The sequence below is a fragment of the Micromonospora sp. CPCC 206061 genome, from assembly GCF_036906915.1.
GTDB lineage: Bacteria > Actinomycetota > Actinomycetes > Mycobacteriales > Micromonosporaceae > Phytohabitans.
In genome coordinates this window covers 20,060-32,644 of the sequence record NZ_JBAKHX010000052.1, presented here as the reverse complement: position 1 = coordinate 32,644, position 12,585 = coordinate 20,060, and the positions used below count along the sequence as shown (strand labels likewise).

9 protein-coding genes are annotated in these 12,585 nt (G+C 70.9%); 2 read left to right on the top strand and 7 right to left on the bottom strand.

Going from position 1 to position 12,585, the window contains the following annotated elements; all coding sequences use genetic code 11:
• From manD to V6V89_RS27955, 7 genes are all read right to left on the bottom strand, one after another.
• On the bottom strand, nt 1–1,209 hold the full coding sequence (gene manD / locus V6V89_RS27985; RefSeq protein ID WP_334622438.1) for a D-mannonate dehydratase ManD: 1,209 nt from the start codon (nt 1,207–1,209) through the stop codon (nt 1–3).
• Between the two features lie 550 nt (nt 1,210–1,759).
• Complete coding sequence (gene alc / locus V6V89_RS27980) at nt 1,760–2,818, bottom strand: allantoicase (RefSeq protein ID WP_334622437.1); 1,059 nt, start codon at nt 2,816–2,818, stop codon at nt 1,760–1,762.
• A gap of 55 nt (nt 2,819–2,873) precedes the next feature.
• Nucleotides 2,874–4,148, bottom strand: a complete 1,275-nt coding sequence (gene allB / locus V6V89_RS27975) for an allantoinase AllB (protein WP_334622436.1) — start codon at nt 4,146–4,148, stop codon at nt 2,874–2,876.
• Nucleotides 4,145–5,308: a DUF6986 family protein gene (locus tag V6V89_RS27970; RefSeq protein WP_334622435.1), complete on the bottom strand. Its 1,164-nt coding sequence runs from the start codon at nt 5,306–5,308 to the stop codon at nt 4,145–4,147. The genes allB and V6V89_RS27970 overlap by 4 nt, the downstream gene beginning before the upstream one ends.
• A 4-nt stretch (nt 5,309–5,312) precedes the next feature.
• Nucleotides 5,313–6,839 carry a malate synthase A gene (aceB, locus tag V6V89_RS27965; protein WP_334622434.1) on the bottom strand — a complete coding sequence of 509 codons (1,527 nt, stop codon included), beginning with the start codon at nt 6,837–6,839 and terminating at the stop codon, nt 5,313–5,315.
• A gap of 15 nt (nt 6,840–6,854) precedes the next feature.
• Complete coding sequence (locus tag V6V89_RS27960; RefSeq protein WP_334622433.1) at nt 6,855–8,390, bottom strand: ferredoxin; 1,536 nt, start codon at nt 8,388–8,390, stop codon at nt 6,855–6,857.
• Nucleotides 8,387–10,417, bottom strand: a complete 2,031-nt coding sequence (locus V6V89_RS27955; RefSeq protein ID WP_334622432.1) for a hypothetical protein — start codon at nt 10,415–10,417, stop codon at nt 8,387–8,389. The genes V6V89_RS27960 and V6V89_RS27955 overlap by 4 nt, the downstream gene beginning before the upstream one ends.
• Before the next feature lie 414 nt (nt 10,418–10,831).
• Here V6V89_RS27955 and V6V89_RS27950 point away from each other — a divergent pair, with 414 nt between their 5' ends.
• Nucleotides 10,832–11,923, top strand: a complete 1,092-nt coding sequence (locus V6V89_RS27950; RefSeq protein ID WP_334622431.1) for an LLM class flavin-dependent oxidoreductase — start codon at nt 10,832–10,834, stop codon at nt 11,921–11,923.
• A complete protein-coding gene (locus V6V89_RS27945; RefSeq protein ID WP_334622430.1) occupies nt 11,920–12,543 on the top strand; it encodes an FMN reductase in 624 nt (207 codons plus the stop codon). Before V6V89_RS27950 ends, V6V89_RS27945 begins: the two co-directional genes overlap by 4 nt.
• Nucleotides 12,544–12,585 lie beyond the last annotated feature (42 nt).

Genomic DNA, 12,585 nt, shown 5'->3' with positions numbered 1-12,585 from the left:
TCACCAGCTGTGCAGGGTGCCGTCTTCCAGGCGGTTGACCGGAAGGGCGGCCGGGCGGTACGGGTACTTGGCCGCCAGCTCCTCGTCGATGTCGACGCCCAGTCCCGGCGCCTCGCTCGGATGCAGGTACCCGCTTTCGAACCGGTACCCGTGCGGGAAGACCTCGTCGGTCTCCTCGGTGTGCGGCATGTACTCCTGCAGCCCGAAGTTGGGGATGTTCACGTCGACGTGCAGCGCCGCCGCCATGCAGACCGGCGACAGGTCGGTGGCGCCGTGTGAGCCGCTGCGCACGTGATACAGGGCCGCGAGGTCGAAGATGCGGCGCAGCGCGCTGATCCCGCCCGCGTGCACGACCGTGGTGCGGATGTAGTCGACGAGCTGCTCGGTGATGAGCTGCTGGCAGTCCCACACGCTGTTGAAGACCTCGCCCACGGCCAGCGGGGTCGTCGTGTGCCGCCGGATCAGCCGGAATCCCTCCTGCAGCTCGGCCGGCACCGGGTCTTCGAGCCAGGTCAGCCCGTACGGCTCCAAAGTCTTGCCCAGCCTGGCCGCCTCGATCGGGGTAAGCCTGTGGTGGGCGTCGTGCAACAGCTTGAGCGTCGGGCCGAACTCGTCGCGGACCCGCTCGAACACCGCCGGCACGTGGTGCAGGTAGCGCTCGGTCGACCAGACCGCCTCGGCGGGCACCGCCGCCGACGCGGGCTCGTAGACGCCCGGCCCGGTGTGCACACCGTACACACCGGACAGTCCCGGTATCCCCGCCTGTAGGCGCACCGCCTTGTATCCGTCGGCGACGTACTTCGCCACCTCGGCGAGCACCCCGTCGACCGTGTCGGCGCTCGCGTGCCCGTACACCGTCACGCCTTCGCGCGACCGCCCGCCCAGCAGCTGGTACACCGGCAGCCCGGCCACCTTGCCCTTGATGTCCCACAGCGCGGTGTCGACGGCGGCGATGGCCGTCATCGTCACCGGCCCGCGCCGCCAGTACGCCCCCTTGTAGAGGTACTGCCAGGTGTCTTCGATGCGGTGCGGGTCGCGCCCGATGAGCAGCGGCACGACGTGCTCGGTGAGATAGGCGGCGACGGCCAGCTCGCGACCGTTGAGCGTGGCGTCCCCGACGCCGGTCACCCCCTCGTCCGTGACGATCTTCAGGGTGACGAAGTTGCGCCCCGGGCTGGTGACGATCACCCGGGCATCACTGATCTTCATTCCGCTTCCCTGGACCGTCATTTCCGAAAGGATTCCGGAAGAACCTACCCACTTCCCCCACACAGAGTCAACCTCTTGAATACCCCGCGACACCTCGTCTCCCCCCTTCTCCCGGCCCTCCTTCCGTCGATCAAGGGCAAAAGCGCGTGGTTGGATCTCATTTCGGCGTGCGTTTGCCCTTGATCGACGCAGATGGCCTTGATCGGCGGGGCGGCATCGCCAGGGGTACGGCCGCGCGGCGGCCTGCGCCGCCACGCTGGTTGCCGTGGACACATCGGGCAATCTGGGTCGCGCAGCGTCGCTGGAGCGACGGCCGGCGCCGAGATCCGCACGCCACCGACCGTGGCACCCAAGGGAACACGCCCCCGAGTGAGCGAGTCCGACCGCCGCCAAGGTCCCGCGATCCGCTGAGATACCGGGACCCGACCGGTGGCGAGAGTCGTCCACGCCGCGCCGCCGCAGCCTTTGACAGAACGCCGCCACGGCTACCTCGACGGCCTCGATCAAGGAGATCTGCATGGATCAAGGGCAAATGCACGTGGTTTGGAGATCAAAGCACGTGCATTTGCCCTTGATCGGCGGAAGGAGGGGTGGGGGGAGGAGGGGTGGCTCTGGACCAGGTTGTTGACAATGCGGTGCGGGCGTCTTCGGTCAGGGCGCCCCAGAGGCGGAGTCTTGCCATGCCGCCGTCGGGGTAGATGTCCATGCGGACGTGGGTCACCTCGGGACCATCGGCCAAGGGGAAGCGGTGCCGGGTGTCGGGCTGGAGGCGGGTGCGAGGCAGCAGCTCGGTCCACGCCGCCGCGTGTTCCACGTCGGCCGTCCGGGCGTCGAGGCCGCGCAGGCCGGCGGCGCCGGGAGCGTTGCCCTTGAAGTGGCTGGTGTCCAGCTCGGCCAGCCGCACCCGCCCTGGCGCCGCCAGCTTGACCACGACCCAGTCGTTGGCGTCGTCGCGGCGGCGGGCCGTCTCCCAGCCCTCACCCATCACCCGCGCCAGCCCCGGCGCGATGAGCTGGTGCGGCGGGCCGTAGAACAGGTTGCTGCACGCCACCACCTGGCCGCCGTGCTCCATCGCCGCCAGGTCGATCACCGCCGGCAGCAGGCGGGGATCGGGCACGACCTCACCGTGTACGCGCAGCCGGGCCACGCCGCCGTCAGGGTAGATGGACAGCCGCACGTGCGTGACCCGATGCTCCACATCAGACACGACGAACTCGTTGCGGCTGTCGCCCGCCAGCGGTGAGCGCGGCACGAGCGGGAACCAGTCCGACAGCTCGGATGGGCTGGGGTGGCCGTCGACGCAGCAGCCCTCCACGGAGGCGTACGGCGGGTAGTTGCCGGTGAAGAACGACGTATCGACCACGATGCCACGTACGATGCCGGGCGCGCCGAGGCGCACGATCGCGTGGTCGTGGCCGGGTTCGCGGCGCCGGCGGGTCTCCCAGCCGTCGTACACCTGCCCCTTGGGCCCGAACGTACGCGCCGAAAACGACGGTGGCTCGTCCAGTACGAGGTGGTCGGCTGCCGCGAAGAGCTCGTCGTTGGCGGCGACGACACCACCACCGAGCCGGCGGGACGCGAGGTCGGGCAGGTGATCCCAGCGGGTCATGCGCCACCGCCCATGGCCGTCATCAGGTGGAGGGAGCGCGGCGACCGTAGCTGAGTCATGACTCGTCCCGTAGGAGTAGGTGCCCGGAAGGGCGCGAGAAGTCGACGGGTATGCCGCGCAGCCATGTCGTCCGCACCACGCCCTGCAGCGTGCGACCGTGGTAGGGCGTGACCGGGTTACGGTGATGCAGCGCGTCAGCGTCCACTGTGAACGAAGCAAGCGGGTCGAAGGCGACCAGGTCGGCGTCGTACCCGGGCGCGATCCGGCCTTTGCGCCGCAGGCCCGCGATCTCGGCGGGGCGCTGTGCCATCCACCGCGCCACGTCGGCGAGGCCAAAGCCGCGCGCCGCGGCGCCTGTCCACATCAGAGAGAGCCCGAGTTGCAGTGACGAAATGCCACCCCACGCCGCCGCGAAGTCGCCGCTGTCCGAGCGCTTCAGGTCGGGTGTACACGGTGAGTGGTCGGATACGACGCAGTCGATCGCGCCCGACGCGAGCGCCTGCCACAGCGCCTCGCGGTTGGCTGCGTCGCGGATCGGCGGGCAGCACTTGTACTCGGTGGCACCGTCCGGCACCTCCTCGGCCGCGAGGGTGAGGTAGTGCGGGCAGGTCTCGAAGCTCACGCCGGTGGTGAGCGCGTCGGCCGCCGACAGGTGCAGGATGTGCACCCGCCCGCCGGTCTCCCGAGCCACCGAGGCGGCCAGCGACACGGCACCAACCTCGGCCGCCGGCGGGCGGGTGGCCATGAAGTCCACGTACCGGCGGGAGGCCGGCGCCGGCCCGACAGCCGAGGGATCTTCCGCGTGCACGACGAAGAGCGCGTCCACCGCGCGCATCGCCGCGCGCAGGCCGTGCGCGTCGAGCGGCGGAAACTCGGGTACGCCGGAGTCGACGAGGAAGGCCTTGAACCCGAACACCCCGGCGTCGTACAGCACGGGCAGGTCGGCCGCGTTGCCCGGCACCGCGCCGCCCCAGAAGCCGACGTCCACATGGCACTGTCCGCTGGCCGCCTTGCGCTTGATGTCCAGGGCCGTCACGTCGACCGTGGGCGGCAGGGAGTTCAGCGGCATGTCGAGGATCGTGGTGATCCCGCCCGCGGCTGCCGCCCGGGTGGCGGTGGCGAACCCTTCCCACTCGGTGCGACCGGGCTCGTTGACGTGCACGTGCGTGTCGACGAGGCCGGGCAGCAACACGAGATCACCGAGGTCGTCGCCGCCGTATTCGTAAGGCTCCACAGCGGCGATCCGGCCATCGTGGACGCAGACCGCGGCGGGCCGTTCTCCGTCCGGGGTGACCACCCGCCGGGAGCGCAGCACCAGGTCGTAGCTCATAGCGTCTCCAGGATCGCGCGGTCGTACTCGTCCGGGTCGAGTGCACCGCAGTCCAGCCCGCGCCTCAGGAACCCGGCCAGCGCCCGCGCCGTGGCTGGCTCGTCGAGCACACCCGAGGCGCGCCGTTCCCGGTACGCGGTCAGCCTGTTCCACGCGGCGGGAGCGCCCTCCCGGAAGAACGCGTACGTCGCGGCGAACCGGGTCGGCAGCTGCGCCGGGTGCAGGTCCCAGCCCTGGTAGAAGCCGCGTTCCAGGGAGCGCCGCACCAGCCCTGCGTGCAGCTGCCAGGCCGCGTGCACGGCACTGGTGTCGCCGACTGGCAGCACGTTCGTCGACCCGTCAGACAGCCGTACCCCCGTGCCGGCGGCGGCCACCTGCATGACCGCTTTGGCGTGGTCGGCCGCCGGGTGGGCCATGCTCTGATACGCGGCGGCCACCCCGACGGAAGCGCTGTAGTCGTAGGTGCCGTAGTGCAGCCCGGTCAGGCGCCCGGAGGCGGCGGCGACGAACCGGGCGACGGTGGCGGTGCCGTCGGCGCCGAGTACGGCCTGCGGTGTCTCGATCTGCGCCTCGAAGTGCAGCGCGCCGGCGGAGAGCCCGTGAGTGGACTCCAGTCGTCCACACAGGGCATTCATCGCCGCCACCTGCTCGGCGACCGACACCTTCGGTAGCGTCACCACGAAACCCGGCGGCAGCCCGCCGTACGCGTCGAGGAACACGTCGAGCGTGCGGATCGCCCGGTGCCGGGTAGCGTCTTCGAGGCTCTTGACGCGCAGCCCGACGAACGGCGGTGCCGGCTCCGCACGCAGTGCCGACGCGGCGGCCCGGGCAGCCGCGTCCTCCGCCGAGTCGGAGCGCACGCCGTACCCGTCTTCGAAGTCGATCCGCAGGTCTTCGATCGGTTCCCGGTCGAGTTTGGACTCCACGCGTTCGCGCAGCGACTCGTCGAACGGCAGCGGCGGGTGCGCCTCAAGCGCGTCTCGGGCGGCGGCTCCCCACTCACCCGCCACCCCGGCCCGGAACGCGTCCGCTGGCACGTACACGGTGTGCACCGGCTGCCGCCCGCCCCGATCGCCGGGGTACCGGGACGCCAGCGCCGCGTCGACCGGCGCCAGCCGCCGGTCGAGCTCCGCGTACACGTCGGCCGGTAGGCGAGCCACCTGATCAGTCAATCAGTTCGTACGCCGGGACGGTGAGGAAGTCTTCGAAGTCGTCCGCCAGCGCCACCCGCTCGAACAGCTCCCGGGCGTGCTTGAACCGGGCCGGGTCACCGAGCCGGGCAAGCTCCTCGTCGCCGATGCGGCGAACGAGCTCGGCCGTGATCGGGGTGCCGTCGTCGAGGCGTACCCCTTGATGGATCCATTGCCAGATCTGCGACCGCGAGATCTCTGCGGTGGCCGCGTCTTCCATCAGGTTGTTGATGGCGACCGCGCCGTTGCCGTGCAGCCAGGCCTCCAGGTATTGCAGTGCCACCGAGACGTTGCCGCGCAGGCCGGCCTCGGTGACCGCGCCGGGCGTGGCCGCCACGTTCAGCAGCGCGTCGGCGGTCACCACGACGTCGGGCCGCTGCCGGTCGAGCTGGTTGGGGCGGTCGCCGAGTACCGCGTCGAAGACCTCGCGGCACACCGGCACCAGATCGGGGTGCGCCACCCACGAGCCGTCGAATCCGTCGCCGGCCTCGCGCTCCTTGTCCTCGCGCACCTTGGTGAGCGCGACCTCGTTCACGGAGGGGTCGCGGCGGCTGGGGATGAAGGCGGCCATGCCGCCCATCGCGAACGCGCCGCGCCGGTGGCAGGTGGCGACGAGCAGCTCCGTGTACGCCCGCATGAACGGCGCCGTCATCGTCACGGACGCCCGGTCGGGCAGCACGAACGAGGGGCCGGCGTCGCGGAAGTTCTTGATGATGCTGAACAGGTAGTCCCACCGGCCGGCGTTGAGGCCGGACGCGTGCGGGCGCAGCTCCCACAGGATCTCGTCCATCTCGAACGCGGCCGGGATCGTCTCGATGAGCACCGTGGCCCGGATGCTGCCCTGGGGCACGCCGAGCGCTTCCTGCGCGTGTGTGAAGACGTCGTTCCACAGCCGGGCTTCGAGGTGACTCTCCATCTTGGGCAGATAGAGGTACGGGCCGCTGCCGCGCTCCAGCAGCTCTCGCGCGTTGTGGAAGAAGTACAGTCCGAAGTCGACGAGCGCGCCGACGGCCGGCTGGTCGTCGACCGGCAGGTGCCGCTCGTCGAGGTGCCAGCCGCGCGGCCGCATCACGATCGTGGGATACGGCCCGCCACCCAGCTCGTACCGTTTCTCCGGCGTCTCGTGCGAGATGGTGCGGCGCACGGCGTCGTACAGGTTCTGCTGACCACCGACCACGTTGGACCAGTGCGGCGTGTTGGCGTCTTCGAGGTCGGCCAGCCACACCTTCGCGCCGGAGTTGAGCGCGTTGATGGCCATCTTGCGCTCGGTCGGACCGGTGATCTCGACCCGGCGGTCGGTCAGGTCAGCCGGTGCGGGCGGCACCTGCCACTCGGTGAGCCGGATCTCGGCGGTCTCGGGCGGGAAGTCGAGCCGTCCCGTGGCGGCGATCTCCTGCCGGCGCGCGGGCCGGCGGGCCAGCAGCTCGTTGCGGCGCGGCGCGAACCGGCGGTGCAGGTCGGCGACGAACTCTCGGGCTTCAGCAGAGAGAATTTCGGTCACCTCTGCAATTTAGTCCTACCTGAGGCGTTTTTCCCTGGATGGCGGCTTGGGCTTTGTCTTGCGCCTGGGCTTGGACTCGACGCCGGTCAGGCGCAGCGCGAGGCCCGGGCACATGTCGACCGCACGGCGCGCGTCCTTCTCCAGCCACTCGGGCACCGGGGTGTCCGCGATGGCCGGGTATCCGTTTCCGTCGAGCCGCACCAGCTCAGGCAGCAGGTGCGCGCAGAGGCCGTGCCCGTCGCAGCGGGTCCAGTCGACGACCAGGTTGCCGACGCCGCCCGCGTTCTCCTGATGATCGGGTGAGCTGGACAGGGGCAGGATGTTCTTGATCGGGCGCCCGCACCCGTCGTGGAACGCGTGCGCCGCGATGTCCTCCGCGAAGACGTCCAGGGCAGAGAGCGCGAACCGCGACGTACCGTCAGGGTGGCTGCACGCGCCGCGGCCCTTGACCACGCTGACGGCGGCACGGACGGCGACCTGGCCGCCGCCGCCCTCGAAGAGCTTCTGCACGGTCCGCGCGAGGTCCGGCAGGCCGAGGCGGCATGGACCACATTGACCGGCCGACTCCGCGGCCATGTAGTGCATGACCCGGGCTACCTCGCCGAGGGGGCAGGTGTCCTCCGGCAGGGGGACCACGATGCCCGCGCCGAGCGTGCCGCCGACCTCCGTGAGGCTCGCCTTGGAGATCTCCGCGCGGCTCGCGGCCTCCGCGGTGATCCATTTGCCGTGGTACCCGCCCAGCAGCAGACCCTGGCCGGCGGTGGTCCCGCACATGCGCAGGACCTCCTTCAGGGGTACGCCCGTCGGCGCCTCCACGACCATCGGCTTGCCCTTGGCTGTGATCGTCAGCAGGACCGTGCCCGGCTCCTTCTCGGTGCCGACCGAGCAGTACTCGTACGGGCCGAGGCCGGCCGCGAGGGCGAGCTGGGCGTACGTCTCCGCGTTGGACAGCAGCGTAGGCAGCCCGTTGACGCCGGAGTCGCTGGCGCGGACCTTGCGCCCGGGCGGGATGTGCGCCTCGCCGTTGATGCCCCGGACCAGCGCGCCACCCTCACCGGAGATGAACCGGTGCGGCACCGACACGATCCGGGTCGGCGCCGGCATCCGCCGTTCGGCGAGGGCCATGCGCAGCGACTTGCTCCCGACGTGGTCCTTCTCCACGCCGATGACGATCTCGTCGGCCTCGAGGGCCCACGCCGCGAGCGATGCGCCGTCGAGGATCAGGTGCGGCGCGCGCGCCAGCAGTACCTTGTCCTTCCACGCGGCGGGCTCACCCTCGGTGGCGTTGACCACGACGACGATGGGCTTGTCCTGCCGTTGAGCGGAGTCGATGACCGCCTGCATCTTCCGGGCGAAAGGGAAGCCCGCACCGCCCCGACCGGTCAGCTTGATCTGCTCGGCCAGCGACATGAGTTCGGCGGCCGACATAGGGCGTAGGTCGCCGTGGACCTCTTGGTGCTCAAAGAGGTCGAGACGGCCGAACTCCTCAAAGCCAGCGGTCACGCGGGCCGGCCCAGCACGGCCGACAGCAGGAACCTTGGCGCCGGTCACCTGCCGTATCCTCCCCGCGGCTGTGTCCAGTACTCGCCGGTGCCGACGTCGAGGTCTTCGCCGCCAGCCGCCCGCCGGCCGCGGCGCGGCCGGTCAGCGGAGTCGATCATGTCAGTCGCCGGGGCCGGTGGGTAGGGGCCCAGGCGACCGGTACGCCGTTCGCGCGGCTGCTCCATCTCGTACTCGTCCGACTGGCTGTGACGCGCGGACCGCGAGCGGCGGCGCGGCGACTCGGACTCGTCGTCGCGCACCAGCCGCAGCCCGCGGCGCGGGCGCTCCTCGACCGGCTCGGGCCGCTCCCAGCGCTCGCCGGAGACGGGCCGGTCGGGCGAGTCCCAGCGGGCACCCGAGACCGGGGTGTCCCAACGCTCGCCGGAGACAGGAGCGTCCCAGCGGTCGCCGGACACGGGACGATCCGGTGAGTCCCAGCGGGCGCCCGACACCGGACGCTCGGCGTCCCAACGGCTGCCGGAGACCGGTTCTACCGGTTCGTCCCGGCGGCTGGACCGCTCGCGGCGGCCACCACGTCCAGACTCTTCCCGGCGGCGCCCAGAGTCCTCGCGCGCGGCCGCCGAGCCGTACCGCTCGTCGGCGGGCGAGGTCCAGCGCTCCGGCTCCGGGTCGCCACGGCGGCTCGCGGAGCGGCGCGAGGCGTACTCGTCCTCTCGGGGCCGGCTGTAGCGGTCCCGTTCGGCGTCCCGCTCCGCGGGCTGCTCACGAAGGCGCTCGTACCAGTCGACGCCGTCCTCGGCCTGATCCCGGCGGCGACCCCGCTTCGCGTCCGGCTCCGCTGTCCGGCTCCGCCGCTCGGCGGACTCGGCGCCACGGCCACCGCGGCCCTCGGCTGACCGACCTTCCGCGGGCCGGCCCTCCGCCGATCGCCTGTCACGCCCTTCCGCGGACCGCCCGCGGCGCTCGCCGCGCGCCTCCATGTCGGTTGACCAGCGCAACTCGTCCTCGGCGGTCCGGTCCTTCGCGGCGCGCCCGCCGCGTCCCCCGGACCGTGCCGCCGCCGGCTCCTCGTCCCAACGCGCCGCGCTCCGGCCCCGCCTGGTCTCCTCCTCCGGCGGAACCGCGTACCCCTGGCGCTGGCGACCCGAGCCCGACCGCTCGCGCGGTGCGCCGGCCATCGTGTCGCGCTTGACGATCCTGGTCTCCCGGGTGGACGCGCCCACCGGCTCGAGCTCCGGCTCGGCGGCGCGCGCCGCCCGCGGCGGCATCATCGAGTCGGTGATGCGGGGCATGACGGCGGTCTCCACGTTGACGCCCACGGCGGCCACGCCGGCCTTCGGTCCGGTCGTCGTGCCGGTGGTCCGGCGGCCGAGCATCACGTACAGGCGCACCAGCAGCGCGATGGCGACACCGACCACGCAGGCGCCGTAGCTGAGGACCACCCACGTGGCGGCCGGCCGGCCGGCGTTCAGGCCGTGGCCGAGCGCGATCGGCCAGGCGAGGTACGCGCCGCTGTGCAAAGCGCGCCACATCCACGGCCGGCCGCTGCCGGCGAACTTCGCCCGGATGATGCCGGTCCAGAACACCGAGATCATCAGGTAGCTCGCGATCGTGCCGAGCCCGACGTACATCGGGTTCGCCAGATTGCCGAAGGGGACGAACGGGTCGAGGACCGTCGCCGTACCCTCCATGATCTTCATCGACACGTGCAGCCCGAGCGAGATGATCGCGATGATCGCGGTCGCGCGGTGTAGGCCCTGGAAGAGGACCCGGTGACCGATCTTCAGAAAGATCCGGTCCGTTGCCACGAGGCCGGCCATCACCGTCACCGACAGCGCTACCAGGGTGAATACGCCCGCGAAAAAGTTCAGGAACGCGTAGACGTATACCGAGGCCAACGCGCCGCCCGCGGTTGAGCTGGCGGCCCAGAGGCCCAAGAGGAGGAACGCACCACCGCCGAGCAGCGGAAGCTTGGGCAGCTTCCGACGCTCGCGCGTCGTACTACTGGTCGTTTCCACCATCACCGCCACATCACCCCGCTCCTCAAGGCGCTCGTCGTTCTTCTTTCTCAGCAAGAGTTACCGACCTTCCGCATCCGCGTCGTCCGCGGTCGCACCTAGTGACCTGCCTTCACCGGTTCGGATCGGACTCAATGCATTCTTCGCTCACCTCACCCATTGCCCATATCGCCCATATCGCGGCTCGCGCATACGTCTCCGTCCCACGTGTACGTACCGGGGGCCGAACTTGGTTGAACCAGGTTTGAGGAAGTTGCGTGCCTTAAGGGACGCATAAGACGGCGCTAACCACGGTCTGCGGTCCGAAACCACCCCGACACCCGCCCTCACCCTCCGCACCCGCCTCCGCACCCACGCGCCCTCGGCCTGCCAGACAGGGACGGCCGCCCGTGTAGGCGGGAATGCCGACCGGGCGCGTATCGTTCAAAACTGAAGGAAACGCCGGGAGCTACAGCGGAAGAGTTGATCGAGATGCAGTTCGGAGTGTTCAGTGTGGGCGACGTTACGCCGGACCCCACGAACGGGCGCACGCCGACCGAGCACGAGCGGATCAAGGCGATGCTCACGATCGCGCTCAAGACGGAGGAGGTGGGCCTCGACGTCTTCGCGACCGGGGAGCACCACAACCCACCGTTCGTCCCGTCGTCCCCGACCACGTTCCTCGGGTACGTGGCGGCGCGCACCGAGCGGCTCATCCTGTCGACCGCGACCACGCTCATCACCACCAACGACCCGGTGAAGATCGCCGAGGACTACGCGTACCTCCAGCACATCGCGGACGGCCGCGTCGACCTCATGATGGGCCGCGGCAACACCGGCCCGGTGTACCCGTGGTTCGGCAAGGACATCCGGGACGGCATCGCGCTGGCGATCGAGAACTACGCCCTGCTGCACAAGCTGTGGCGCGAGGACGTCGTCGACTGGGAGGGCAAGTTCCGCACGCCGTTGCAGTCGTTCACCGCGACGCCGCGCCCGCTCGATGGCATCCCGCCGTTCGTGTGGCACGGCTCGATCCGCAGCCCCCAGATCGCCGAGCAGGCCGCGTACTACGGCGACGGCTTCTTCCACAACAACATCTTTTGGCCGGTCGAGCACACAAAGCGCATGATCGAGCTGTACCGGCGGCGGTACGAGCACTACGGGCACGGCGCCGCCGACCAGGCGATCGTGGGCCTCGGCGGCCAGGTGTTCATGCGGAAGAACTCCCAGGCCGCGGTGCGCGAGTTCCGGCCGTACTTCGACAACGCCCCGGTGTACGGCCACGGGCCCTCGCTGGAAGACTTCTCCCGTGAGACGCCGCTCACGGTCGGCAGCCCGCAGCAGGTCATCGACCGTACGCTGACATTCCGGGACCACTTCGGCGACTACCAGCGCCAGCTCTTCCTGCTCGACCACGCGGGTCTGCCGCTGAAGACGGTCCTGGAGCAGCTCGACATGCTCGGCGAGGAGGTCGTACCGGTGCTGCGCCGCGAGTTCGACGCCCTGCGCCCGGCGCACGTGCCGGACGCGCCCACCCACGAGTCCCTGAAGGCCGCTCGCGACGCTGCCGGAGCGTCGGCATGACCGATCTAGCTGGCCCGGATCATGCGCCGCGTACCCTCGCGGTCGTCTCGGCGGGCCTCAGCCAGCCCTCGTCCAGCCGGCTCCTTGCCGACCAGCTCGCGGCGGCCGTCCGCCGCGAGCTGCCGGGCATCGACGTGGTGACGATCGAGCTGCGCGACCTCGCCCACGACATCACCAACCACCTGCTGACCGGCTTCGCGCCGGCTCGGCTGCGTGCGGCGCTCGACACCGTGGCGCGGGCCGACGGGCTGGTCGCGGTCACGCCGATCTTCAACGCGTCGTACAGCGGGCTGTTCAAGTCGTTCTTCGACGTGGTCGACGAGGGCAGCCTCGCCGACAAGCCGGTGATGATCGCGGCGACCGGGGGCACGGCGCGCCATTCGCTCGCGCTGGAGCACGCCTCGCGGCCCATGTTCGCGTACCTGCGCGCGGTGGTCGTTCCCACGGCGGTGTTCGCCGCGCCGGAAGACTGGGGCGGCGCCACGGCCCAGGGCGCGCTCGCCAACCGCATCGCTCGGGCGGCCGGGGAACTGGCGCGTGAGGTCTCCCGCCGCGAGCCGGTAGCGGTGATCGACCCCTTCGACGAGCCCACCCCGTTCGAGGAGCTCCTCGCGTCCTAGCGGCGGCGGGCGCGGGAGCCGATCTCGCGGGCGAGCACTGAC